General features: G+C 59.0%; 20 protein-coding genes. 9 read left to right on the top strand and 11 right to left on the bottom strand.

Going from position 1 to position 26,346, the window contains the following annotated elements; translation table 11 throughout:
• Positions 1–171: 171 nt before the first annotated feature.
• Together lon and JOE34_RS22915 are read left to right on the top strand one after the other, a co-directional pair.
• Complete coding sequence (lon, locus tag JOE34_RS22920; protein ID WP_209996701.1) at positions 172–2,568, top strand: endopeptidase La; 2,397 nt, start codon at positions 172–174, stop codon at positions 2,566–2,568.
• A 146-nt stretch (positions 2,569–2,714) separates the two neighbouring features.
• Entirely contained in the window at positions 2,715–2,987 is a 273-nt protein-coding gene (locus tag JOE34_RS22915) for an HU family DNA-binding protein (RefSeq protein WP_002552737.1), read from the top strand.
• Here the strand turns inward: JOE34_RS22915 and JOE34_RS26075 are convergent.
• Positions 2,980–3,111, bottom strand: coding sequence for a hypothetical protein (locus tag JOE34_RS26075; RefSeq protein WP_010425731.1), 132 nt, complete (start codon positions 3,109–3,111; stop codon positions 2,980–2,982). The two genes, JOE34_RS22915 and JOE34_RS26075, sit on opposite strands and share 8 nt — an antisense overlap.
• Positions 3,112–3,192: 81 nt before the next feature.
• Between JOE34_RS26075 and JOE34_RS22910 the strand changes: the two genes are divergently transcribed.
• Positions 3,193–5,076 (top strand): SurA N-terminal domain-containing protein, encoded by a 1,884-nt coding sequence (locus tag JOE34_RS22910; protein WP_003315271.1) that lies wholly within the window; start codon positions 3,193–3,195, stop codon positions 5,074–5,076.
• Positions 5,077–5,169: 93 nt separating this feature from the next.
• On the opposite strand, the gene fabI is transcribed toward JOE34_RS22910, so the two are convergent.
• From fabI to gloB, 8 genes are all read right to left on the bottom strand, one after another.
• On the bottom strand, positions 5,170–5,964 hold the full coding sequence (fabI, locus tag JOE34_RS22905) for an enoyl-ACP reductase FabI (RefSeq protein ID WP_003368564.1): 795 nt from the start codon (positions 5,962–5,964) through the stop codon (positions 5,170–5,172).
• A gap of 18 nt (positions 5,965–5,982) precedes the next feature.
• Complete coding sequence (locus JOE34_RS22900; protein WP_016567612.1) at positions 5,983–7,593, bottom strand: ABC transporter ATP-binding protein; 1,611 nt, start codon at positions 7,591–7,593, stop codon at positions 5,983–5,985.
• Position 7,594: 1 nt separating this feature from the next.
• The gene (locus tag JOE34_RS22895) at positions 7,595–8,614 is read right to left on the bottom strand and encodes an ABC transporter permease (protein WP_003315267.1); all 1,020 of its coding nucleotides are present in this window, start codon (positions 8,612–8,614) and stop codon (positions 7,595–7,597) included.
• 1 nt (position 8,615) lies between these two features.
• Entirely contained in the window at positions 8,616–9,689 is a 1,074-nt protein-coding gene (locus tag JOE34_RS22890) for a microcin C ABC transporter permease YejB (protein WP_003409733.1), read from the bottom strand.
• A 1-nt stretch (position 9,690) separates the two neighbouring features.
• Positions 9,691–11,547: an extracellular solute-binding protein gene (locus JOE34_RS22885; protein WP_046265832.1), complete on the bottom strand. Its 1,857-nt coding sequence runs from the start codon at positions 11,545–11,547 to the stop codon at positions 9,691–9,693.
• Entirely contained in the window at positions 11,544–13,373 is a 1,830-nt protein-coding gene (locus tag JOE34_RS22880) for an extracellular solute-binding protein (protein WP_209996699.1), read from the bottom strand. The genes JOE34_RS22885 and JOE34_RS22880 overlap by 4 nt, the downstream gene beginning before the upstream one ends.
• Positions 13,374–13,510: 137 nt before the next feature.
• Complete coding sequence (locus JOE34_RS22875) at positions 13,511–15,115, bottom strand: LysM peptidoglycan-binding domain-containing protein (protein ID WP_074908261.1); 1,605 nt, start codon at positions 15,113–15,115, stop codon at positions 13,511–13,513.
• Positions 15,116–15,214: 99 nt separating this feature from the next.
• Positions 15,215–15,994: a hydroxyacylglutathione hydrolase gene (gene gloB / locus JOE34_RS22870; RefSeq protein WP_010425749.1), complete on the bottom strand. Its 780-nt coding sequence runs from the start codon at positions 15,992–15,994 to the stop codon at positions 15,215–15,217.
• 81 nt (positions 15,995–16,075) lie between these two features.
• Between gloB and JOE34_RS22865 the strand changes: the two genes are divergently transcribed.
• The 4 genes from JOE34_RS22865 (at position 16,076) to JOE34_RS22850 (ending at position 18,756) form a co-directional block, all read left to right on the top strand.
• Positions 16,076–16,837 carry a methyltransferase domain-containing protein gene (locus tag JOE34_RS22865; RefSeq protein WP_003315257.1) on the top strand — a complete coding sequence of 254 codons (762 nt, stop codon included), beginning with the start codon at positions 16,076–16,078 and terminating at the stop codon, positions 16,835–16,837.
• A 46-nt stretch (positions 16,838–16,883) separates the two neighbouring features.
• Positions 16,884–17,336: a ribonuclease HI gene (gene rnhA, locus JOE34_RS22860; RefSeq protein ID WP_003390623.1), complete on the top strand. Its 453-nt coding sequence runs from the start codon at positions 16,884–16,886 to the stop codon at positions 17,334–17,336.
• Positions 17,337–17,401: 65 nt separating this feature from the next.
• The gene (dnaQ, locus tag JOE34_RS22855) at positions 17,402–18,181 is read left to right on the top strand and encodes a DNA polymerase III subunit epsilon (protein WP_003390621.1); all 780 of its coding nucleotides are present in this window, start codon (positions 17,402–17,404) and stop codon (positions 18,179–18,181) included.
• A 20-nt stretch (positions 18,182–18,201) separates the two neighbouring features.
• Positions 18,202–18,756, top strand: coding sequence for a GNAT family N-acetyltransferase (locus tag JOE34_RS22850; protein WP_003304334.1), 555 nt, complete (start codon positions 18,202–18,204; stop codon positions 18,754–18,756).
• 45 nt (positions 18,757–18,801) lie between these two features.
• Here JOE34_RS22850 and JOE34_RS22845 read toward each other — a convergent pair whose 3' ends face one another.
• Positions 18,802–19,017, bottom strand: a complete 216-nt coding sequence (locus JOE34_RS22845; protein ID WP_003342876.1) for a hypothetical protein — start codon at positions 19,015–19,017, stop codon at positions 18,802–18,804.
• 210 nt (positions 19,018–19,227) lie between these two features.
• On the opposite strand from JOE34_RS22845, the gene JOE34_RS22840 reads away from it, so the two are divergent.
• The gene (locus JOE34_RS22840; protein ID WP_010425750.1) at positions 19,228–19,797 is read left to right on the top strand and encodes an NADPH-dependent FMN reductase; all 570 of its coding nucleotides are present in this window, start codon (positions 19,228–19,230) and stop codon (positions 19,795–19,797) included.
• 138 nt (positions 19,798–19,935) lie between these two features.
• A complete protein-coding gene (locus JOE34_RS22835) occupies positions 19,936–25,149 on the top strand; it encodes a DUF6543 domain-containing protein (RefSeq protein WP_074908260.1) in 5,214 nt (1,737 codons plus the stop codon).
• Positions 25,150–25,194: 45 nt separating this feature from the next.
• Here JOE34_RS22835 and JOE34_RS22830 read toward each other — a convergent pair whose 3' ends face one another.
• Positions 25,195–26,346, bottom strand: a complete 1,152-nt coding sequence (locus JOE34_RS22830; protein WP_074908259.1) for an acyl-CoA dehydrogenase family protein — start codon at positions 26,344–26,346, stop codon at positions 25,195–25,197.

Raw genomic sequence — 26,346 nt, 5'->3', positions numbered from 1 at the left:
GGGGCCTTTTTGGTCCCCTTTTGCATTTTTAAGCCGCTCATTCGTTTTGTATGAAGAAACTGATCTTGGCGGTCGCGCCTCTAGAGCTTGTTTTTTTTGGACGCTACCCCCATCTTGGCTTCAAGCTAATTCCATCTGTCCCGGCCAATTGGCCGCCGTAGAGGCGAAATCATGAAGACCACTATTGAATTGCCTCTCTTGCCATTGCGTGATGTCGTGGTTTATCCGCACATGGTTATCCCGCTGTTCGTGGGGCGCGAGAAGTCTATCGAAGCCCTTGAAGCGGCAATGACAGGCGACAAGCAGATCCTGCTGCTCGCGCAAAGAAATCCGGCTGACGACGATCCTGATGAAAAGGCTCTGTACAGCGTCGGCACCATTGCCACCGTATTGCAATTGCTCAAGCTGCCCGATGGCACCGTCAAGGTGCTGGTCGAAGGTGAGCAGCGTGGTTCGGTAGAGCGTTTCATCGAAGTCGATGGTCACTACCGAGCAGACGTCGCGCTGATCGAAGAAGCCGACGCACCGGATCGTGAATCCGAAGTGTTCGTGCGCAGCCTGCTGGCTCAGTTCGAGCAATACGTGCAACTGGGCAAGAAAGTCCCGGCAGAGGTCCTGTCGTCGCTTAACAGCATCGATGAGCCTGGCCGCCTGGTCGACACCATGGCAGCGCACATGGCGCTCAAAATCGAGCAGAAGCAGGAAATCCTCGAGATTATCGACCTGTCAGCCCGTGTCGAGCACGTGCTCGCCTTGCTGGATGCCGAAATCGACCTGCTGCAGGTTGAAAAACGCATTCGCGGTCGTGTGAAGAAGCAAATGGAGCGCAGCCAGCGCGAGTACTACCTGAATGAGCAGATGAAGGCCATTCAGAAGGAACTGGGCGATGGCGACGAAGGCCACAACGAGATCGAAGAGCTGAAAAAGCGCATCGACGCTGCCGGCCTGCCCAAGGACGCTCTGACCAAGGCGAATGCCGAGCTGAACAAGCTCAAGCAAATGTCGCCGATGTCGGCCGAAGCGACTGTGGTTCGCTCCTATATCGACTGGCTGGTTCAGGTGCCGTGGAAGGCGCAAAGCAAAGTACGTCTGGACCTTGCGCGCGCTGAAGCGATTCTCGATGCCGACCATTATGGTCTGGACGAGGTCAAGGAACGCATCCTCGAATACCTCGCTGTGCAAAAGCGCGTGAAGAAGATTCGCGGCCCTGTGCTGTGTCTGGTAGGTCCTCCAGGTGTAGGTAAAACCTCCCTGGCGGAGTCCATCGCCAACGCGACCAATCGCAAATTTGTGCGTATGGCACTGGGTGGCGTGCGTGACGAGGCTGAAATTCGTGGTCATCGCCGGACTTACATCGGTTCGATGCCAGGAAGATTGATACAAAAGATGACAAAGGTGGGCGTTCGCAACCCGCTGTTCCTGCTTGACGAAATCGACAAGATGGGCAGTGACATGCGTGGCGATCCGGCGTCGGCACTGCTCGAGGTGCTTGATCCCGAGCAGAACCACAATTTCAACGATCACTACCTTGAGGTCGACTACGATCTTTCGGACGTGATGTTCCTCTGCACGTCGAACTCGATGAACATTCCGCCAGCGCTGCTGGACCGGATGGAAGTCATTCGCCTGCCGGGCTACACCGAAGACGAAAAGATCAACATCGCCGTCAAGTACCTCTCGCCCAAGCAGATTCAGGCCAACGGCTTGAAGAAAGGCGAGATCAGTTTTGACGAGGAAGCGATCCGCGACATCATCCGTTACTACACCCGTGAAGCGGGTGTGCGCGGGCTTGAGCGGCAGATTGCCAAGGTCTGCCGCAAGGCGGTCAAAGAGCACGCGATGGAAAAACGTTTCGCGGTGCAGGTCACTGCCGACATGCTCGAGCACTTCCTGGGCGTGCGCAAGTTCCGCTACGGGCTGGCAGAGCAGCAGGATCAGATCGGTCAGGTCACCGGCCTGGCGTGGACTCAGGTGGGCGGCGAACTACTGACCATCGAAGCGGCGGTCGTATCGGGCAAGGGGCAGTTGATCAAGACCGGTTCGCTGGGTGATGTCATGGTCGAATCCATTACCGCAGCCCAGACAGTGGTTCGCAGCCGAGCCCGTAGCCTGGGCATCCCCGCTGATTTCCACGAGAAACACGACACGCATATCCACATGCCGGAAGGCGCCACGCCGAAGGATGGACCGAGTGCTGGCGTGGGCATGTGCACCGCACTTGTTTCGGCGCTTACACAGATTCCTGTGCGGGCAGATGTGGCAATGACGGGCGAAATTACCCTGCGTGGTCAAGTGCTGGCGATTGGTGGTTTGAAGGAAAAACTTCTGGCCGCACACCGTGGTGGAATCAAGACGGTGATCATTCCAGAAGAAAACGTGCGTGATTTGAAGGAGATTCCTGACAATATCAAGCAGGATCTGCAGATCAAGCCCGTTAAATGGATTGACGAAGTCCTGCAAATTGCGCTGCAATACGCGCCGGAGCCTTTGCCGGACGTGGCTACAGATCTGGTCGCCAAGGAAGAGAAGCGCGAGTCTGACTCTAAGGACAGAATTAGCACGCATTAAGTCTGGGCAGGCTTCCTTGACAGCTTTTTAGAGCCCTTGTTATAAAGCGGCTCTTTAAAGCAATCACCGGCAAGCCTTCCAGCGCTCGTTTTGCTTAACACCTAAAACTTAGAAACATACTCAAAATAGAGATAAGGGGACTTAGAGTGAACAAGTCGGAACTGATTGATGCTATCGCTGCATCTGCTGATATCCCGAAAGCTGCTGCTGGCCGTGCGCTGGACGCAGTGATCGAATCCGTCACTGGCGCTCTGAAGGCTGGCGACTCGGTTGTTTTGGTTGGCTTTGGTACGTTCTCCGTGACTGATCGTCCTGCTCGCATCGGTCGCAACCCTCAGACCGGCAAGACGCTGGAAATCGCTGCTGCCAAGAAACCAGGTTTCAAAGCCGGTAAAGCTCTCAAAGAAGCTGTCAACTAAGCCTCTCGATGCCTTTGCCCGCTGGATCGGGCCTGTCCTGATCCAGTAGCGGAGCGGTGGTGCATTCGGTTGCGACACCGAAGGGTTCGAGCCCTACCGCTTCGTCAGTTACGAGAAGGCGCATCCTCGGATGCGCCTTTCTTCTATCCGCTTTCTACCCACGCTCCGCGGTTGGTTAGTCAGTACAACCGTTTTGGGGGACGCAATGCTGCAGAACATCAGGGACAATTCACAAGGCTGGATTGCCAAGACAATTATCGGACTCATCATCGCCTTGATGGCCTTCACCGGCATCGAAGCGATGTTTACCGCTACCAGCAACAAGCAGAACGCGGCTGAAGTCAACGGCGAGGACATCTCTCAGAATGAGTTGAGCCAGGCCGTCGACATGCAGCGCCGCCAGTTGGCTCAACAGCTTTCGCAACAGTTGGGCAAGGATTTCGATCCTGCCATGCTGGATGAAAAGCTGTTGCGCGAATCAGCGCTCAAGGGCCTGATCGACCGCAAGCTGCTGCTGCAAGGCGCGGCGGATGCCAAGTTCTCGTTTTCCGACGCGGCACTGGATCAGCAGCTTTTGCAGACGCCTGAGTTTCAGGTGGATGGCAAATTCAGCGCAGACCGTTTCGATCAGGTCATTCGCCAGTTGGGTTACAGCCGTCTGCAGTTCCGCCAGATGCTGGGTCAGGAAATGCTCATCGGTCAGGTGCGTGCAGGTGTTGCCGGCAGTGCCTTTGTAACCGACGCACAGGTTGAAGCCTTCGCACGCCTCGAAAAGCAGACCCGTGATTTTGCGTCGCTGACCCTGCCTGCCGATACCTCGGCGGTCAAGGTGACCGATGACGAAGTCAAGGCTCACTACGACGAGCATGCCAAGGAGTTCATGAGCCCTGAGCAGGTCGTACTCGACTACATCGAATTGAAGAAGTCGTCCTTCTTCGACAAGGTGCAGGTCAAGGACGAGGACTTGCAGGCGGCTTATCAGAAGGAAATAGCCAATCTGTCCGAACAGCGTCGTGCGGCACACATCCTGATCGAAGTGAACGACAAGCTGAATGACGAGCAGGCCAAGGCGAAGATTGAAGAAATTCAGCAGCGTCTGGCCAAGGGTGAGGATTTCGCGGCACTGGCCAAGGAATACTCGCAGGACCCTGGTTCGTCTAACAAGGGCGGTGATCTGGGCTACGCAGGCAAGGGTGTCTATGACCCGGCTTTCGAAGAGGCGCTGTATGCCTTGAACAAGGACCAGGTTTCGCAGCCGGTGCGTACCGACTTCGGCTGGCACCTGATCAAGCTGCTGGGCGTTGAAGCACCTTCGGTGCCGACCTTTGCCAGTCTGAAAGGCAAGCTGACCAACGATTTGAAATCGCAGCTGGTCGAGCAGAAGTTTGTCGAAGTGACCAAGCAACTGGAAGACTCGGCGTTTGAATCGTCGGACTTGTCCCAGCCGGCACAGGACCTGGGCCTGAAGGTTCAGACCACTGCACCGTTCGGTCGTGAAGGCGGCGAAGGCCTGACGGCCAACCGCGCGGTCATCCAGGCGGCATTCAGCCCTGAAGTGCTGGAAGAAGGCGCCAACAGCAACACGCTGGAGCTGGATCCGGAAACCGTTGTGGTGGTGCGCTCCAAAGAGCACTTGCAACCGCAGCAGTTGCCACTTGAGAGCGTTGCCAGCTCGATTCGCGCTCAACTGGTCAAGGAGCATGCTTCGGCCGCTGCCAAGGCCAAGGGCGAGGCGCTGCTGGCCGGTCTGCGTGACGGCAAGATTCCGTTGGCGGCCAAGCAGGAAGGTCGTGACTGGAAGATGATGGAAGCGGTCACTCGCAGTCAGGAAGGGGTTGACCCTCAAGTGCTGCAGACGCTGTTCCGCATGCCCAAGCCGACAGGTAAGGACAAGCCGGAGTTCGCCAGCATCACTGCGTCGGATGGCAGCTTCGTGATCGTCCGTCTCAATGGCGTCAATCAGGCGGCTGCGCCGACCGATGCCGAGAAGGCACAATATCGTCGCTTCCTTGCCTCCCGCGAGGGGCAACAGGATTTCGCGGCTTACCGTGCACAGCTGGAAAGCAAGGCGAAGATCGAGAAGTTCTAATCTCGAAACGCGCAAACAAAGAAGGCCGCTCATTGAGCGGCCTTCTTTTTGAGTCCGGGAAAGTGCCGCTCGCGAGGAGCGGCGTTTACCGTGTCACTCGTCCATGCTGCCCATCGCGGTGGTGTTGAAGCCGCCGTCGACGTACATGATCTCACCGCTGATGCCCGACGCCAGGTCAGAGCACAGGAACGCGCCGGCGTTGCCGACTTCGTCGATGGTGACGTTGCGGCGCAGGGGAGTCTGCGCTTCGTTGGCAGCCAGCATCTTGCGGAAGTTCTTGATGCCTGACGCGGCCAGGGTGCGGATCGGGCCGGCCGATACAGCATTGACGCGAGTACCTTCCGGGCCGAGGCTGCCGGCCAGGTAACGAACGCCGGCTTCCAGGCTGGCCTTGGCCATGCCCATGACGTTGTAGTTGGGCATGGTGCGCTCTGCGCCCAGGTAGGACAGGGTCAGCAGGCTGCCATTACGGCCCTTCATCATTTCGCGACCGGCCTTGGCCAGGGCCACGAAGCTGTAGGCGCTGATGTCATGAGCGATGCGGAAACCTTCGCGCGTGGTGGCTTCGGTGAAGTCGCCATCGAGCTGATCGCCAGGCGCGAAGCCGACCGAGTGAACGATCACGTCCAGGCCGTCCCATTTCTTGCTCAGCTCTTCGAAGACCTTGTTGATCTCTTCGTCGCTGGCCACGTCGCAAGGGAAGCACAGCTCAGGACCCGAACCCCAGCCTGCGGCGAACTCTTCCACACGACCCTTGAGTTTGTCGTTCTGGTAGGTGAAGGCAAGCTCTGCGCCTTCACGATGCATGGCGGCGGCAATGCCGGATGCGATGGACAGTTTACTGGCGACACCGACGATCAGGACGCGCTTACCGGCGAGAAAACCCATGTGTTGTTCCTCTTCAGGTTAATCGACAGCTACCGGCGCCAAAAAGGCGGCCTCCAGCAGCTGCTGTGTATAAGGATGTTGCGGTGCGGCGAAGATATCCTGCGCTGCACCCTGTTCGACCACTTGGCCTTGCTTGACCACCATCAACTGGTGGCTTAGCGCTTTGACGACAGCCAGGTCATGGCTGATGAACAAATACGTCAGGTTGTACTTGGTTTGCAGCGAGCGAAGCAACTCGACGACCTGACGCTGTACGGTCCGGTCGAGGGCCGAGGTCGGCTCGTCCAGCAAAATCAGCGCCGGCTTCAAGACCAGCGCACGTGCAATGGCGATCCGCTGGCGCTGGCCACCGGAGAACTCGTGAGGGTAGCGGTGCCGGGTATCCGGGTCCAGACCAACCTCTTTGAGCGCTTCGATGATCGCCGTCTGCTGTTCGGCGGCCGTACCCATGCCGTGGATTCGCAAGCCTTCGCCAACGATTTCAGACACCGACATACGCGGACTCAAACTGCCAAACGGGTCCTGGAAAACCACTTGCATCTGCCTGCGCAGCGGACGGATCTGCTGTTGCGACAAGGATTCTAGCGCGTTGCCCTTGAACCGTATGGTGCCCTGACTGCCGATCAGCCTGAGAATCGCCAGGCCCAGCGTCGATTTGCCCGAACCGCTTTCACCCACAATACCCAGCGTTTGCCCTTCCGGCAGGCTGAAGCGTATGCCGTCCACCGCCTTGACGTGGTCGACCGTGCGCTTGAGCAGGCCTTTTTTGATCGGGAACCAGACTTTCAGGTCCTCGATTTCAAGCAGCGGAGCACCCGCGGGGTTGGTCGAAGGACCGCCGCTGGGCTCGGCGCTGAGCAACACTTTGGTGTAAGGATGTTGCGGCGAACGGAACAATTCTTCGCACGATGCCTGTTCGACGATGCAACCGCGCTGCATGACACATACTCGATTGGCTATTTGCCTTACGACGTTCAGATCGTGGCTGATAAGCAGCAGTGCCATACCCAGGCGAGCCTGCAACTGCTTGAGCAATTCGAGGATCTTCAGCTGTACCGTCACATCCAGCGCGGTGGTCGGTTCATCGGCAATCAGCAGCTCGGGTTCGTTGGCCAGGGCCATGGCGATCATCACGCGCTGACGCTGGCCACCTGACAGCTCGTGTGGCAGCGCTTTGAGGCGCTTGTGTGGCTCAGGGATGCCAACCAGTTCAAGCAGCTCCAGCGTGCGCTCGGTGGCCGCCTTGCCGGTCAGGCCCTTGTGCAGGCCCAGTACCTCGTTGATCTGTTTTTCCACCGAGTGCAGCGGGTTGAGCGAGGTCATCGGCTCCTGGAAGATCATGGCGATCCGGTTGCCACGGATCGTGCGCAGTTTTTTCTCTTCCACTTTCAGCAGGTCTTCACCCGCGTAGCGGATCGTGCCGCTCGGGTGGCTGGCGATGGGGTAGGGCAGCAGGCGCAGGATCGAGTGCGCGGTCACTGACTTGCCCGAACCGCTTTCGCCGACCAGTGCAAGCGTTTCACCGCGACGAATATCGAAGCTGATGTTCTCGACCACGCGTTGCCGTGAGTCGCCCGTCACGAACTCGACCGCCAGATCGCGGATTTCGATCAGATTGTCATTGTTCATCTTATTTCCTTGGGTCGAAAGCATCGCGGGCGGATTCGCCGATGAACACCAGCAGGCTCAGCATGATGGCCAGCACAGCGAAGGCGCTGATGCCCAGCCAGGGTGCCTGCAGGTTGGACTTACCCTGCGCTACCAGCTCGCCCAGAGACGGCGAGCCGGCGGGCAGGCCGAAGCCCAGAAAGTCCAACGCCGTCAGGGTGCCGATGGCGCCGGTGAGAATGAACGGCAGAAAGGTCATGGTCGACACCATGGCGTTGGGCAGGATGTGGCGGAACATGATCGCGCCGTTCTCCATGCCCAGCGCCCGCGCGGCCCTTACGTATTCCAGATTGCGGCCACGCAGGAACTCGGCGCGCACCACGTCCACCAGGCTCATCCAGGAAAACAGCAGCATGATGCCCAGCAACCACCAGAAGTTGGGTTGTACGAAGCTGGCGAGGATGATCAGCAGATACAGCACCGGCAGACCCGACCAGACCTCGAGGAAGCGCTGGCCCAGCAGGTCGACCCAGCCGCCATAGAAGCCCTGCAAGGCACCGGCGATGACGCCGATGATCGAGCTGAGGATGGTCAGGGTCAGGGCGAACAGTACCGAAATCCTGAAACCGTAGATCACCCGTGCCAGCACGTCACGGCCTTGATCATCGGTGCCCAGCAGGTTCTCCCGCGAAGGCGGCGCCGGGGCAGGGACTTTCAGGTCGTAGTTGATGCTCTGGTAGCTGAACGGGATGGGCGCCCACAGGGTCCAGCCATCCTTCGCGGCGAGCAGTTCCTTGATGTACGGGCTCTTGTAATTGGCTTCCAGCGGGAACTCACCGCCGAAGGTGGTTTCCGGGTAACGCTCGAATACCGGGAAGTACCAACTGCCGTCATAACGCACGGCCAGCGGTTTGTCGTTGGCGATCAGTTCGGCGCCCAGGCTCAGGCCGAACAGAATCAGGAACAGCCACAATGACCACCAGCCACGCCTGTTGGCCTTGAAGCGTTCGAAGCGACGGCGATTGAGAGGAGACAGCTTCATATCAATGCTTCCTGCTTTCGAAGTCGATGCGCGGGTCCACGAGTGTGTAGGTGATATCACCGATCAGCTTCACCACCAGCCCCAGCAGGGTGAAGATGAACAGCGTACCGAACACCACCGGATAGTCGCGGTTGATCGCGGCTTCAAAGCTCATCAGGCCCAGGCCGTCCAGCGAGAAGATCACTTCCACCAGCAGCGAGCCGGTGAAAAAGATGCCGATGAACGCTGACGGGAAGCCGGCGATCACCAGCAGCATTGCGTTGCGAAACACATGGCCGTAGAGCACTTTGTGGTTGCTCAGGCCCTTGGCTTTGGCCGTGGTCACGTATTGCTTGCTGATTTCGTCGAGAAAGCTGTTCTTGGTCAGCAGCGTCATGGTGGCAAAGTTGCCAATCACCAGCGCGGTGACGGGCAACACCAGATGCCAGAAGTAATCGAACAGCTTGCCCAGCGTGCTCAGCTCGTCGTAGTTGTTGGAGGTCAGCCCGCGCAGTGGAAACCAGTTGAAGTAGCTGCCCCCGGCAAACACCACGATCAGTAGAATCGCGAACAGGAATGCTGGAATGGCGTAGCCGACAATGATTGCCGAACTGGTCCATACGTCGAACTGGCTGCCGTGGCGCGTGGCCTTGGCAATCCCCAGCGGGATCGACACCAGGTACATGATCAGGGTGCTCCATAACCCGAGGGAAATGGACACCGGCATCTTCTCGACAATCAGGTCGATGACCTTGGCATCGCGAAAGAAGCTGTCGCCGAAATCCAGCGTGGCGTAGTTCTTGATCATGATCCACAGACGTTCCGGCGCCGACTTGTCGAAACCGTACATGCGTTCGATTTCCTTGACCAGTGCCGGGTCCAGGCCTTGCGCGCCGCGGTAGTTGGAGCCGGCCACCGAGACTTCGGCGCCGCCTCCGGCAATCCGGCTGGTGGCGCCATCGAAGCCTTCGATCTTGGCGATCATCTGTTCGACCGGGCCACCGGGCGCAGCTTGAATGATGACGAAGTTGATGATCAGGATGCCAAGCAGGGTAGGGATGATCAGCAGCAGGCGTCGCAGAATATAAGCCAGCATGTTATTGCTCCGCGTTCGCAGGCTTGGCCTGATCAGGGGCTGACGGGGTCGCGGTCGCCGGTTTGACATCCGGCCTGGCCCACCAGGTCATCAGGCCGATATCGGAAAGCGCTTTGGCCTTCGGATGGTCGAGGTGATTCCAGTAAGCCACCCGCCAGGTCTTGATGTGCCAGTTCGGGACAACGTAAAAGCCCCACAGCAGCACGCGATCCAGCGCCTTGGTATGGGTGATCAGGCTTTGCCGTGAGTCGGCGTTGATCAGGCCGTTGACCAGCGAGTCCACCGCAGGGTCCTTGAGGCCCATGAAGTTGCGGCTGCCCGGGTTGTCGGCGCTGGATGAGTCGAAGTACACGCGCTGCTCGTTACCGGGCGAGCTGGACTGCGGATAGCCCGTGACGATCATGTCGTAGTCGCGCGAGCGCAGGCGGTTGATGTATTGCGACACGTCGGCACGACGAATCACCAGTTCGATACCCAGGTCGCTCAGGTTGCGCTTGTAAGGCAGCAGAATGCGCTCGAACTCGGTCTGGGCAATCAGAAACTCGATTTTTACCGGGTTGCCCTGCGCGTCGACCATCTTGTCGTCGACGATCTTCCAGCCCGCTTCCTGCAACAGCTGGAAGGCCCGACGCTGCTGCGGCCGGATCATGCCGCTGCCATCGGTAACCGGCAGGGTGAAGGGTTCGCTGAACACGCGATCCGGAATCTTGCCGCGCAATGGCTCGAGAAGCTTGAGTTCTTCCGCAGACGGCAGGCCGCTGGCGGCCATTTCCGAGTTGTCGAAATAGCTTTTGGTGCGGCTGTACGAGCCGTTGAACAGCTGTTTGTTGGTCCACTCGAAGTCCAGCAGCAGAGTCAGCGCCTCGCGGACCCTGACGTCCTGAAACACAGGTTTGCGCAGGTTGAAGACAAAACCCTGCATGCCGGTCGGGTTGCCGTTGGGCAGCTCTTCCTTGATCAGCCTGCCGTCGCGCACTGCGGGCGTGTCGTAGGCGGTCGCCCAGTTCTTGGCACTGGTTTCGATCCAATAGTCGAATTGCCCGGCCTTGCCGGCCTCCAGCGCTACCGTATTGTCGCGGTAGTAGTCGGTCGTCAGTACGTCGAAGTTGTAGAAGCCCTTGTTGATCGGCAAGTCCTTTGCCCAGTAATCCTTGACCCGCTCATAACTCACCGAACGACCGGCCTTCACGTCGGCGACCTTGTAAGGTCCGCTGCCCAGCGGGAAGTCCAGGTTGCCCTTGCTGAAGTCGCGATCAGCCCAGAAATGCTTGGGCAGCACTGGCAACTGACCAAGGATCAACGGTAACTCGCGGCTGCCCTTGTGCTTGAATTTGAACAGCACGCGCAACGGATCTTCGACGATGACCTGATCGACGTCGGCGTAGTAGCCCTTGTACATGGGCGAGCCGTGCTCCATGAGGGTCTTGAAGCTGAACTCGACATCGTCGGCGCGGATCGGGTGACCGTCATGAAAACGCGCCTCGGGTCGCAGATAGAAACGCACCCAGCTGTTGTCCGGGGATTTCTCGATCTTGCCGGCGACGAGTCCGTATTCGGTGAACGGTTCATCCAGGCTTGAGCGGGCCAGGGTGTCGTAGATCAGACCAATGTCGTCTGCCGGCACACCTTTGTTGATGAACGGGTTGAGACTGTCGAAGCCGCCGAAGCCTGCCTGGCGCAGCGTGCCGCCCTTGGGGGCATCCGGGTTCACGTAGTCGAAATGTTTGAAATCAGCCGGGTACTTCGGCGCTTCGTCATACAGTGTCACGCCATGCTGAGGCGCGGCCTGTACCGTGCAGGCGAGGCTGGCCAGCAGCAGGCCGGCTGCCTGCGAGCGCAGGGAGTGCAGAGGGTTCATCGGGGCTTCTCCAGAGTCTTGAGCCACCACGCACGCAGCCCCAAGGTGTAGGGCGGGGTAGTGACCATGGCGAATCGGTTGCGATAGGCAAGCCGATGATTGTTCAGGTACCAGTTGGGAATGCTGTAGTGCTGAGACAGCAGGACACGGTCCAGCGCCCGCGCCGCGGCGACCTGGTCGTCCCGGGTCTGCGCGGCCAGCAGCTTGTTCAGCAGGGCATCGACCACCGGGTTGGCGATACCCGCGTAGTTCTTGCTGCCGTTGATCGCGGCCTGACTGGAGTGGAAATACTGCCACTGCTCCAGACCGGGGCTCAGGGTCTGCTGCAGGGTCATCAGAATCATGTCGAAATCGAAACGGTCCAGACGTTGCTTGTACTGGGCGCGGTCGACGGTGCGCAGCCCTGCAATGATCCCCAGGCGGCGCAGGTCTTCGATGTAGGGCTGCAGAATGCGTTCGAGGTTGGGGTTGACCAGCAGGATCTCGAAGCGCAACGGTTGCTTGTCGGCATTGAGCAAACCCTTGTCCGAGAGTGTCCAGCCAGCCTCGGCAAGCAGCTTCAGGGCCTTGCGCAAGGTTTCGCGCGGGATCCCGCCGCCATCGGTTTTTGACGGGCTGAACGGCTGGGTGAACAGGCTGGCGGGCAACTGATCGCGGTAGGGTGCCAAGAGCAGCCATTCGGCCCCGGTCGGCAGGCCCGTCGCGGAAAATTCGCTGTTTGGGTAGTAACTGGTCGAACGGTCATAGGCGTCGCTGAACAGCGTGCGGTTGGTCCATTCGAAATTGAACAGCAGCCCCAAGGCCTCGCGCACGCGGATGTCGGCGAAGGCGGCGCGCCGGGTGTTCATGAACAGGCCCTGGGTCTGGGTTGGTATGCGGTGCGGAATCTGCGCCTTGATCACCTGACCGCTGGCGACTGCGGGGAAGTCATAGCCATTGGCCCAGTTCTTGGCCTGATGCTCGATGTAGATGTCGAACTCACCCGCCTTGAACGCTTCGAACGCCACGTCGCTGTCGCGGTAGAACTCGACCTCGACCCGATCGAAATTGTATTTGCCGCGGTTGACCGGCAAGTCCTTGCCCCAGTAATCCTTGACCCGCTCGAACACCAGTTGCCGACCCGGCTGCACGCGGGTGATGCGGTAGGGGCCACTGCCCAGCGGCGGTTCGAAGGTGGTCGCCTTGAAGTCCCTGTCTTTCCAGTAATGCTGCGGCAACACCGGCAGTTCGCCCAGGCGCAGGATCAGCAGCGGGTTGCCGGAGCGCTTGAAGACAAACCGGATGCGATGACGATTAAGGATGTCGACGCGCTGCACTTCCTGCAAGGCGGTGCGGTATTGAGGGTGACCGTCCTTAAGCAGTGTCCGGTAGGAAAACGCCACGTCGTAGGCGGTGATCGGCTTGCCGTCATGGAAGCGCGCCTGCGGGCGCAGGTTGAACACCACCCAGCTGCGGTCCTCGCTATATTCCACGGACTGGGCGATCAGCCCGTAACTGGAGGTTGGTTCATCGCCGGACGGGTCGTACTGGCCTGTGCCGACCATCAGCGGTTCGTTCAGCTCGTTGACGCCATACTGCAGGAAGTTGCCGGTCGAGACCGGGCTACTGCCCTTGAATGTGTAGGGGTTGAGCGTGTCGAACGTGCCGAAGGCCATCATTCTCAGGGTGCCACCTTTCGGCGCCTCGGGATTGACCCAGTCGAAATGAGTGAAGCTGGCCGGGTACTTGAGAACACCAAACTGCGCGTAACCATGACTTTCAGTGATGGATGCGTTGGCGCAGAAGCTCAAGGCCAGGCTGAGGGTTAGCAGGAAGGGACGTATCACGATCCAGGCGGCTTGGGCTTTCGGGTCGCTAACAGTAACAGCTTGTTCCAGCTGGAAAAAGACTGCAGGTGATGGCGCTGCCAGGGCTGCGTCGGCCACCCGCCCCAAGGTTGTTGAAGGGCAAGTGGCCGCGCTCATCAATGTGGCAGGTAAACGGTCAGGGTCTGGCCGGGTTTGAGAGCCTGACCGCTACGCGGATTCCAGCGCTTGAGATGTTGCATCTCGACGTTGAAGCGCTTGGCGACCAGGTACATCGAGTCGCCTTTCTGGATCTTGTACTGCATGGATTTCTTTTCGCTGTCCTTGCCACCGGTGCTGGCGACCGCCTTGCTGGCCGCTTTGCCGGCAGGCTTGCTGGTGTCCTGCATGACCAGCGTCTGGCCGACCTTGAGCTTTTTGCCGGTCAGCTTGTTCCAGCGTTGCAGGTCTTCGACATCGACCTTATTGGCTTGCGCGATGTTGGTCAGGTTGTCACCGCTGCGCACCTTGTAATTGCGGGTACGTGAAGGCTTGTCGTTGCTGGCCAGCGCTTCGAACACGGGCTGTGAATTCTGCATGCCCGGCTTGACCGGTATGCTCAGCGACTGACCGACCTTCAAACGGTTGCCGGACAGCTTGTTATTGCCTTTGAGCGAGCTGACCGTGACCTGGTAACGACTGGCCAGGCTTTCCAGGGTATCGCCCTTGCGCACCCGGTAAGGCTGCCAGGCGACCAGTTCTTCCTGCTTCATGGTCAGCAGGCTGGCCGTCAGCAGTTGCGCCTTGGAGGTGGGCACCAGCAGGTGCTGTGGGCCATCGACGGTCAGGCGCTTCTTGTAGGCAGGGTTGAGCTGGATAAGCTCGTCTTCGTCGATATCGGCGGCGCTGGCCACCTTGGACAGGTCGACACGCTTGTTGAGCTCGACGACTTCGAAGTAAGGCTGGTTGGCGATCGGGTTCAGATTGACGCCGTAAGCTTCCGGCGACAGCACCACCTGGGACAGGGCCAGCAGCTTGGGCACGTAATCGCGGGTTTCCTGCGGCAGCGGTAGGTTCCAGTAGTCGGTCGGCAGGTTGAGCTTGTCATTGCGCTCGATGGCACGGCTCACCGTCCCTTCGCCGGCATTGTAGGCTGCCAGGGCCAGCAACCAGTCACCGTTGAACATGTCATGCAAGCGGGTCAGGTAATCCAGTGCCGCAACGGTCGACGCCTGGATATCGCGACGTCCGTCATAAAAGCTGGTCTGGCGCAGGTTGAAGTAACGACCGGTCGATGGGATGAACTGCCAGAGGCCGACCGCCTGACTGCGCGAAACGGCCATCGGGTTATAGGCGCTTTCGATGACCGGAAGCAGCGCCAGTTCCAGCGGCATGTTGCGCTCTTCAAGGCGCTCGACGATGTAGTGCATGTACAGGCTGCCGCGCTCGCCAGCGTTTTCCAGAAAGGAAGGGTTATTGGCGAACCACAGGCGCTGTTGATCGATGCGGGGGTTCTGATCATTGCCTTGTTGCAGTTGAAAGCCCTGACGCATGCGCTCCCAGACATCCTGTGGAGGTGCGAGAGGGGTGGCAGGCTTGTGCGACAGGAAAATCGGTTTTTGCTTGATTCCGGCCGCCAGGTTAGGCGCGCGATGATTGCTGGCCGGGTCGACACTGGCGGTGCTCTGGCAACCGGCCAGAAGGGCACTCGCGGTGACGGCCATGGCCTGAGCCAACCGAGTCAATGCGTCCGAATGTGAAGGCTTGCTGGTAGATGACGACATTGTTCGGGGGGTACATCCAGACGAAAATGTCGGGCGATTCTAGGAAGCGGCCTGCCGTCGGTCAACCTTTCAGAATTTTATTGCGGTTTTAGGGTCGGGTCAGAACTTATCTTTCCATGCCCTCAGGCTTGCAAAGACCGCACTCTGCGAGGTGTTTTGCCCGCCGCTCCGTTCGTCCGCTTTTTCGTTAACGGATGTTTCCCCGGTACGCAGGAACGGATTGGTGCGTTTTTCCAGTGCCAGATTCGACGGAAGACTGATGCGATTTTCGCTGCGCCAGCGCGTCACTTCGGCCAGGCGTTCGGCAATATCGACGTTGTCGGGTTCGACGGCCTGTGCAAAGCGCAGATTGCTCAGCGTGTATTCGTGAGCGCAGTAGATCAGCGTGCTGTCCGGCAGTTCGGCCAGACGACCGAGAGAATCGTGCATCTGTTGCGGCGTACCCTCGAACAGCCGTCCACAGCCGGCGGCAAACAGCGTGTCGCCGCTGAACAGCAGGGGTGTTGTGGCGTCCTCGTGATAAAACGCGATATGCCCCAGCGTGTGGCCTGGAACCGCATGCACCACAAATTCCAGGCCCAGCACAGTCAGGCGGTCATTGTCGACCAGCGCGATGTCGCGCGCCGGTATGGTCTCGGCCGCGGGACCCAGCACACGCGCCGCGGTCAGCTGCTTGAGTTCCGCGACACCGCCCACATGATCATTGTGGTGGTGCGTGATCAGGATATCGGTCAGCCGGTAGTCGGGATTCTGCGCCAGCCAGCCCAGCACCGGCTTTGCGTCGCCCGGATCGACGACAGCGCACTGCTGGCTCGAAAGGTCTTGTAACAACCATATGTAGTTGTCATTGAAAGCAGGAAGGGCGTGGATCTGTATCATGGCGCAGTTCGCATAGCGGCAGACAATGGTGCATCTTAGAGTCTGTTGCCGCTGTATGCGAGCACCTCTGGAGGAGAACTCATGACCGATGAAGCGTTCGCTCAGGCTGATCCTGAGTGGCTTGCATTGATCCGCGCTGCCCGTGAATGGCTTTCCGGGCCGCTCGGGCAGCTTCTGCTCGAAGAGGAGCGGCGCATTCTCGACGAAGAACTGGGCCGTTATTTCGGTGGCTATCTGGTGCATTACGGCCCATCGGCGCAAAGCCCGCCGGTGGCTCCCCAAGTGCAGCGCAATGTACGTCTTGGTGCGCCGTTACCGGGTGTCGAGATCGTCTGTGAGGAACAGGCGTGGCCATTGAGTGAGCACGCGGCCGATGTCGTGGTACTGCAACATGGCCTGGATTTCTGCCTGTCGCCCCATGGCCTGTTGCGTGAAGCGGCCAGCAGCGTGCGGCCGGGCGGGCACTTGCTGATTATCGGCATCAACCCCTGGAGCACCTGGGGCATACGCCATGTTTTCGCTCGGGATGCGCTGCGCAAGGCGCGCTGCATTTCATCCTCGCGAGTCGCTGACTGGCTGAATCTGCTGGGCTTCGCGCTGGAGAAACGACGCTTCGGATGCTATCGTCCGCCCCTTGCTTCAGCAGCATGGCAGTCGCGTCTTGCAGGGCTTGAACGCCTTGGCGAGGGACGTCAGAGTCCTGGTGGCGGCTTCTATGTACTGGTGGCGCGCAAACTGGTGGTAGGCCTCAGGCCCTTGCGTCAGGTGCGCCGTGACCCTATCGGCAAGCTGATCCCCATGCCGATGGCCAAGGTCAGCCGCAACATTCAGGACCAGGCTTGAATAACGCCTTGCTGCACATGAAGCCCATCATTCTGGAAAGGTCGTAATGAGCGATAGCGTTGAACTCTTCACCGACGGTGCCTGCAAGGGTAATCCGGGCCCGGGCGGTTGGGGGGCCCTGCTGATATGCAAGGGCGTTGAAAAAGAGTTGTGGGGTGGCGAAGCCAATACCACCAACAACCGGATGGAACTGACCGGTGCGATTCGCGGGCTTGAAGAACTCAAGCGCCCCTGCGAAGTGACACTGGTGACCGACTCTCAGTACGTGATGAAAGGCATTACCGAGTGGATGGTCAACTGGAAGAAACGCGGCTGGAAAACCGCTGCCAAGGAGCCGGTCAAAAATGCCGATCTGTGGCAGCTCCTTGATGAACAGGTCAGTCGCCATACGGTGAAATGGCAGTGGGTGCGTGGGCATATCGGCCACCCTGGCAACGAGCGTGCCGACCAGCTCGCCAACCGTGGCGTCGACGAAGTGCGCGGCATCCGGCACGGCTAGACGCGCACGGGCTTGCAACGGCCGCTGCGTGCTAGAATCGCGGCCTGTACATGAGGCAACAGTCAATGGCATTGCAAAACCTGGATAACAGATCCATCGTCCTCGATACCGAAACCACCGGTATGCCGGTGACGGATGGTCACCGCATCGTCGAGATCGGTTGTGTCGAGTTGATCGGTCGCCGCCTGACCGGTCGGCATTTTCACGTTTACCTGCAACCTGATCGCGAAAGTGACGAAGGCGCGATCGGTGTTCACGGTATCACCAACGAATTTCTGGTCGGCAAGCCGCGGTTTGCCGAAGTCGCCGATGAATTCTTCGAGTTCATCAAGGGCGCGCAGCTGATCATTCACAACGCAGCGTTCGACGTTGGCTTCATCAACAACGAATTTGCCTTGATGGGGTCGCAGGACAGGGCTGATATCACTCAGCACTGTTCGGTTCTCGACACCCTGATGATGGCGCGGGAGCGCCACCCGGGTCAGCGCAACAGTCTGGATGCACTGTGCAAGCGCTACGGCGTCGATAACTCGGGCCGTGAGCTGCACGGCGCATTGCTCGACTCCGAGATTCTGGCAGACGTCTACCTGGCGATGACCGGCGGGCAGACCAGCCTGTCGCTGGCTGGTAATGCCTCCGATGGCAATGGCTCGGGCGAAGGCTCCGGCAACCGTGCCAGCGAAATTCGCCGTCTGCCGGCAGATCGCAAGCCTTGCCGCATTATTCGCGCCTCTGAAAGTGAACTGGCCGAGCACGAAGTGCGTATGAGCACCATCGCCAAGGCTTGCGGTGCTCCTCCGCTCTGGGTACAGATGCTGGAAGCCGGAGCACAGGCATCTTCCTGACAGCAAGCGGCAAAGGTGAACTGAACGTGGCACATCCTGCTTTGAGCATTCGGGTTGCAGACGAATGCTTCGAGGACTACATCCTCAATAGCGAATTCACGTTTACAGTGCTTGGCTATGCCCAGCCGATCATCGGCGAGTGCGTGGATTCATGGCCGGTCGAGCTGGTCGAGCCCTACAGCAAGAATTATGGTATCGACTCTCAGGAGTTTGCCGATCATCGTGACGCCGCCACCAGTTCGGTGATGGTCGCCTGGCTGGATGACCACCCCGTCGGCCATATTGTGATGAGCACTCACTGGAGCGGCTTCGCCTACATCGATGAACTGGCGGTAGACGAGTCGGCGCGCCGTCATGGCGTCGCACGTTCATTGCTCGATGCCGCGCAATTCTGGACTCGCAAGCGCAGTCTGCCGGGTATCGTTCTGGAAACGCAGAACAATAATCTGGGAGCCTGCAGGCTGTACGAGAGTTGCGGGTACGTGGTCGGCGGGGTGGATCACATGCGCTATCGAGGCATTGATCCGAACACTCGTGAAACGGCGATCTTCTGGTATCTGATCTTTTCGGACTAACAGCTTCCCGCTGGCGGTGTAGCCAAAGCGGGAATGCTGCCGTTATTACGTGGGTGTACGGGTAATTTTTATGCCCGATTGCACCAGCTCGAAGTCCTCACCACCCAAATGCTTGACCCGGTCGCCGATTGCCAGCCTGTAGGTGATCACCGGCTGCCCGCCCTGCGCCTCATTCGGCTGCGATTCCTGGAACTCATGAACCGGATAAACGCGACCTTCGGCGTCCCTGGCATGAAATTGTCCGACGAGAACTGAAGCCATTTGCTCTGTAACCTCTGAAACTGAATATAACTGCTGGTTTACGAATCCATCGAGGCTAGTAGACCACTGATCTATAGGTGAGTTTGCCTTTGAGGGAAAAAATAATCCCTGCTGTTCAAGTGCGTAGGGAATTGACTGGCGCACAGGTCGTCTAAACCCGGCTTCTGTTCTATACCTAACCTTCCCTTGAATCAGATGACGGATATTTCCATGAGCCAGGTTCACACCATTGCCGTATTGGTCGGCAGTCTGCGAAAAGAGTCCATCAACCGCAAGATCGCGCTTGCTCTGGCAGAACTGGCACCTGCCAGCCTGAAACTGAATATCGTCGAGATCGGTGACTTGCCGTTGTACAACGAAGACATCGATGGCGACTCACCGCCGCCTGCATACACCACCTTTCGCGAGCAACTGGGCGCTGCCGACGGCGTGCTGTTTGTTACCCCGGAGTACAACCGCTCGGTGCCGGGTGCCCTGAAGAACGCTATCGACGTGGGCTCGCGCCCCTACGGCAAAAGTGCCTTCAGCGGCAAGCCGGGCGCAGTGATCAGTGCCTCGCCGGGTGCTGTCGGTGGCTTTGGTGCCAACCATCACCTGCGCCAATCGCTGGTGTTTCTGGACGTGCTGTGCCTTCAGCAGCCCGAAGCCTACCTGGGCGGTGCCGGGAGCTTTTTCGACGAGTCCGGCGCACTGTCCGATAAAACCAGGCCCTTCCTGCAGAAGTTCATCGATGCCTTCGCCGCTTGGGTCGACAAGAACGGCAGGGCTGCCGACAACTGATTTTTTAACGAAGCGCGTCTGCCGATGGATTGCTTTATGTAACGCAGGCGCGTCGATCCATCCCCATAAGCTGTTTCCTTTTTCTCTGCCACGCGCCTGGGCGCCGTGCGCAGAGGCGCCCTCCAAAGGAAACAGTACATGTCAGCCGCTCCCTATTTTTCCAGCGACGCGCTGCGCGCGCGATTCACACAAGACATTCAGGACGCCGTAGCACAGTCTCGAATCAGCCGTGACGACGGCGCGTGGTTGCAGCTATTGGCTGCCGAAAGCACCGAGCCAGCCAACGATGCGCTTCCCCGAGTCGACAGACTGCTGATAAACGACCAGTTGCCCGTCAATGCGGAACTGGCCGCGGCCTTGTTCGTCAGCGATGCCGCCAACCCCTCGGCACGGGTCTTTCTCATTACCCTGACCTTCGGCATCGAGCAATTCGAGAGTCGCAGCGCGCTGTTCAGCGCCTTGCAGCAACGATTCGACGATATCACGGCCTTGTCGATCGTCGAGAGCGAGCGCATCGAGGGCTCGCTGTTTGACGCCTGCACGCAGACGGTCATGCGTCAGCAGGCCGGGCATCTGCAGCGTCTGGCGGCCAGATTGGAGGTGCTGCCCGATCTTCGAGAGGCGGCCGGCAAGGCCTTGCAGGATGTGCTGGTAGAAAGGGGCATCGATGTCGTTGCCCAGACTGTCCAGCTTGTGCACACGCCCCCCGGTGCTGCACCTGCAGCGTCAACAGTCGTCGGGACTCAATACCTTGCCGAGGCCGCCATGCAGGCGTTTTCCTACGACGCCCTGCCGCAAGGCCAGACACGTCGCTATCTGGATACCAAGGGGGCGGCGTTGCCCGAGGCACAGGCGATCGTTTTCGATCAGGCGCTGGCCGACTCGGCTGCTTCAGTCGGCACCGCGTATGAGCAATTGCTGTCTGACTACTGGACGTCTCAGTGGCAGGGTGGACGCACGCTGCGGGATCTTGGCGCTGATGCGCTTGCAGAGTGCTTTCGCCAGCATCTGTTATCGAGCAGGGCGTACCGCACCATGACCGATGCCGAATACCGCTGGCTGCTGACCCTGTTGCCTTCGCAGCCTGGCGCGCCCGCTGCGCGGGTGCCTAGGGTACGCAGGTTATCAGTGGTCGTGGCCGGCGAGGACCCCGTCAAGCTGGTCGGTGTATTCCTCATCGACTTCCCCGGAGAAGCGTCATCGGCGGCGTTTCTCTATTCGTCACAGCCGGGCTTCCTGCGCTTTGGTGATCAGGCTCAGGCCATCGAGCATGTGCTAAGGGGGCCTTCACGCGCCGGGCTGTTGTTTTATTCATCGCTGAACGATCATTCCGCGATCAGCCTGGGGGGGCAGCTCAAGCTGCGTCACGACACGCTCACCGAGGACTTTTTCAGCGAGTTCATCGATGCCCTGATCGCCTTGCAAGCGCGCGACCTGCGCTACGTACTTGACCTGCCAGCCCTTCATTCGGAAAAAAATCCGGCGCGGATTGACGATGCACTGGACATCCGCAAGCTGCTCGATGGTCGATTATTGAACCTGCACGATGCAGGGCGCTGGCGTCAGGACCGGCTGAGCTTCGACAGCGTCTGGGGGGCAGCGGCCCAGAGCAGTATCAGTGAACGGCCGAACATGATTTCAGACCCGTCCTATAACTGGGTGGGCAAGCTGAAAAAGCTCGACGCCTTGCTTGGCCACGTCGATGCCATGCATGCCGGTGCAGATGGCTGCATGCATCGCGCACTCAACCTTTATCTGGCCTTGATTGGCGGTCCGCTTCTGGATGCCCGCAAGCTCTGGGTATTGGCGGATGTCGCTGAGGCCAAGCCGGTGCCAGTGCTGACGCTGGCGCTGGACCGGGTGTGCGGTTACACAAGTGCTCCTGTGACTGACAGCGTCGTTCTTGCAGGACCGATCACCCCGGTGGCGGGTCAACCTGTGCAACGTCTGTCCCTGGCTTTGCTTGAGCAGATACTGATCTGCGTGCAGGCAGATTTCGCCCATCGTTTCGAGAGTCAGATCGGCGAGTTCTACGCACGCACGATTCGCCAACGGGACACCAGCATGCATCCCGGCGTGATATCCGCTCTGGTTCGGGAGTACTCGCTGCGCCTCGAATTGCTGGTTGAAAGGCGTACGGCCACGCTGCCTGTGGTTTTCATCGACAACATACAGCAGGTCATCGACAGGCCGTTGCCGGCACTTCGGGAGGGGCTGGGCGAGGCGCGCGTCGATGCATTCCGGGTGACGGTCGAGTATGACCCGCAGGCGCCTGCCATCAAGGTACCCAATGCTTTTGTGGTCACTGGCAGGCGTCCCGATAGCCAGCCCGTCCTGTGGATACTGGAGCAGGGAATCATCTGTTTCGAAACCCGGCAGTTACTGGAAGTGTATGTCGCCGGGCGACTGGCAGGGATAGAACTGGGCTCGCAGGTATCAGGGGTAATCGCCGAACCTGACCGACGCATGTTACTCGACCAGCGTACCCGTCGAGGGACGCTTGAGCTCAAGGTCGTCCTGCAACCCATTGAAGGGCATTTTATCGAGGCATTGCAGCGCGACGAGGTCGAGCGCCAGCAGCGCACGGTGGCCGATCTTTATCGGCAATCCATAGCCTGGCAGGTGCCATCGGAACTGTTCGTCAACCTGCTGAGTGCCGCAGAGCGGGATGACCGAAATCGCCAGGCCCTCAACTCTTTGGGAGTCGCCATTCAATTCATCATTTACAAGGCGCTCGTACCTTCATGGGTCAGCGATGCGTCGAAGCGTGATCAGGTCATTCTGGTCGAGGTCCTGCGACGGTTTTATGTGACCTGTGTCGGCGAGAAGGACTTTCTGTTCGATATTCCAAGCTTCTACGATTATTCCCTCGAGCAGCTCAAACACAGGTTCGACAAGGACTTCGCAGAGCCCCGTCCTGATCCTGAAAATGTGTGTGTTTCCCTGACGCACTATGTTCCCGCCCCGGTAGCACCAGGCGAGGTGCCGCAGTCGGTGCCGGCGGCAGCCCAAAGCGTCAGCGAAAACCTGGTGGAGTTCGCAATCAACCGCTTTCTGTCCAGGCAGGACGGGGTCATTCTGCTTTCTTCGAGGGACGACACGCCGCTGCACGCGGCCCTGACACCGGCGTATCTGCGCGAACTGGTGGCGTCGCTGGACATCGCCGCGAGTTACCGCAGGATGCTGAACTCGGTGCTGTCAGAGACGACGCCGGATTATATCGAACGCCGCAAACTGTTCGTCGAACAGGTTCCTTCGCTGGATATTCTGCGAGCCTTCACCTTCAAGCTGAAAAACGAGCTGTCCGAGCAGGCGTATCGGATTGTCGAAAACGTATTGACCATGCCTGATGCGGTCGCGCGCCTGCCAGTCAATGGCTGCCAGATAATCATCAGCCCCTTGAAACTGCTACCGGCCAAGGAGGGCTGGGAACCGACTGCGGTACTTAATACCTACGTGATGGGGCCAAAGGAAAATCAGCCGGGACCGTGGGTGCTTTACGCGCCCCTGCACGACGAGTTCGTGTTCAAGGAGTATCCCGACCAGGCTGCGCTGGTGCTTGATATTCACACTTCAGCCTATTTTCAAGCGTACATTCTGGACCGTATCGACCCCGATTTGCGCAAGATTTACGACAAGGGCGGTTTTGTGGAGCCGCATCTGCCTTTCAGCACCGAGTCCTCTTTCGATTTACCTTTGGAGCGCCCAGCCCCTGTCACCGTGCAAATCGACCCTTATGAGGGCAACTGCCTGTTGCTGATGTTCAAAGGCGCGCTGGATATCCTGAAGCTGCAGGTCAAGCAGTACAGCGTCACCAATGCCGAACATCGCCGCGCGGCGACGCAGTACCTGTTCACGCTGGGCGCAGAGCAATTCATGGCGCTCATGCCCGGACGCCTGGGGGCACTGATTGGCATCATTCAGGGACAGACATTGTTGAATCTGTCACTCATCTCGGCAACGGATCAGCAATGGGGGCAGGCCATTTCGGAGTTCATGGCGGCCCTGAGCGTGATGATTTCTTCCGGACAGAGCCCTGCGGAAGTCGCATCCCTGACGGCTCTTGAGAACGGCGCCCTGGTGGATGACGCCACGTCGCCCGACCCGCTGGTGCAATTGATTGAGGGCGCTGATACGTTCGAGTTCTCTTGGGGGAACAGCTCCCTGACACAACAGATACGGGAGCGCTTACGCGAGTTCGAAGTTCACGACATAGCCTTGTACACGCTGCAGCGCGATGAGCTGTTAAGCGTCTACCGGGATCCTGTTACCGGCAGGGCGTACGCAGCCATCGGTGGGAAAACCTATGAGTTGCAGTCCGATGAAGATGGCTGGTTCATCGTGTCGGGCAGCAAAATCGGTCCCTCGGTGAGCCTGGATGCGGATCAGCAATGGAGGCTGGACATCCCGGGCGGGCTGCGCGGCGGAGGTGGGGCGCTGACCCGAATGGAAGGCAGCCTGGTCGACGACCTGGTTGACGAGATCATGGTTGTCAGCGCTCGAGGCATGCCCGAGATTCGTCATCGTCACCGGGATATGGCCCAGTCTATCGAAGATGCCTGCCTGCAGGCGCGGAGCTATCTGGAAAACGCCTTGGACAACCTGACCAGACGCTTGCCGGACAACACGCTGGATCCGCGTGCGGAAAAAATATTAAGCGATTTTTTTGCACAGAAGGTGCCCGACGATCGACTGCGTGAAGTCACTAAAAAGGCGGTCACCGACCTGTATCAGGAGTTGATTGACCCTTCGATGTCGCCCATCGACTCGAAACGCTATGTAATCGGCGTCAATCGAATGGGTAACGAGTCGGCCAGCGCGTTCATGTTTGAAGCAGACCCGGCGCGACGGATTTTTCTGACAGAGCAGTTCTTTCGACTGCCGACCTATCGATTGAAGCTCAGCGCGCAACGTGCCGGGGAATTCAAGTTTCCTCAGCATTACCGGGCCGCGATCCTGATTCATGAGTTATCGCATATGGTGCTGAAAACGGACGACATTGCTTATGTGGACTCACAGGCCCCGTTCATTGACTTGCTTGAAGATGCCCCGACCTATCGACTGCGGATCAGGAATGAACTGATTTATCAGCAGCAAAAGACGCTGTCCTTTCATACTGATCGCGACAAGCTGTTCAAACAACTGGACGAAGATTCTTGGCGCGACCTGAGGCGCACGGACGGCAACGGAAAACAGACCATTCTGCGCATCTCTGGCAAGAGCACGCTGGAAAAAGCGCGTGACGTATTTTACGAAGACGTTCACAAACGGGCCGACATTATGCTCAAAAATGCCGACTCGGTGGCCTTGCTGGTCACGTTGCTGGGGCGAGAGCGATTTGTGAAGCCCTGACGCGCTGCCCCCTGCATACTGCATTGCCCGGCCGTTGCATCTGCATCAGACCAGATAATGACGCAGTTCCCGGGCGATCAGCAGACGCTGGATCTCGCTGGAGCCTTCGTATATCTGGGTGATGCGCGCGTCCCGGTAGTAACGCTCGACGGGGTAGTCCTCCAGATAGCCATAGCCACCATGAATCTGGATAGCCTTGGAGCACACCCATTCGGCCATTTCCGAGGCGAACAGCTTGGCTTGAGAGGCTTCCGACAGGCACGCTTGCCCGGCGCTGCGCAGCCGCGCGGCGTGCAGGGTCAGCAGGCGCGCGGCGTTGATGCGGGTGTGCATGTCGGCCAGCAGATTGGCAATGCTTTGATGTTCGATGATCGGTTTGTCGAACTGCACACGTTCCCGGGCGTACGCCAGCGCTGCTTCAAAGGCAGCGCGGGCGATCCCCAGTGCCTGCGCGGCGATGCCGATGCGGCCGCCTTCCAGATTGGAGAGGGCGATAGACAGGCCCTTGCCACGCTCACCCAGCAGATTCGCAGCCGGGATTCGGCAGTTATTCAAGGTGACCGCGCAGGTGTCCGATGCGCGGATGCCCATCTTGTGCTCGCTGCGATCCACCACGAAACCGGGGTTCTCGGTCGGCACCAGAAAGGCTGACAGGCCTTTTTTGCCAAGCTGCGGGTCGGTCACGGCAAACACGATAGCCAGTTGTGCCCGTCTGCCATTGCTGACGAACTGCTTGGCACCGTTGATGACCCACTCATCGCCCTGCAACTCGGCACGAGTCCGCAGGTTGTGAGCTTCAGAGCCTGCATGCGGTTCGGTAAGGCAGAAGCAGCCGATGGCACGGCCTGTGGCCAGTTTTTCCAGCCAGGTATGCTTCTGCTCGTCGGTCCCGTAATTGAGAACCGGCCCGCAGCCTACCGAGCTGTGCACGCTCATCAGCGTGCCGGTGGCCGCGTCGGCGGCGGAGATTTCTTCAACCGCCAGGGCGTAGGCGACGTAATCGATGTAGGTGCCGCCCCATTGCTCAGGCACTACCATGCCCAAGAGGCCTAGCTCACCGAGTTTGGCGACCAGCGCGTCATCGATCCAGCCGGCCTTTTCCCAGGCCTGGGCATACGGCGCAATTTCATTACGCGCAAAGTCGCGCGCCATGTCGCGAATCATTACCTGCTCTTCACTCAATTCAAGGTCGTGCAC

This window comes from Pseudomonas sp. PvP028 (assembly GCF_017832255.1).
GTDB classification, from domain to species: domain Bacteria; phylum Pseudomonadota; class Gammaproteobacteria; order Pseudomonadales; family Pseudomonadaceae; genus Aquipseudomonas; species Aquipseudomonas syringae.
The sequence above is the reverse complement of the archived record's forward strand: the minus strand, read 5'-3'. Positions and strand labels throughout refer to the sequence as shown.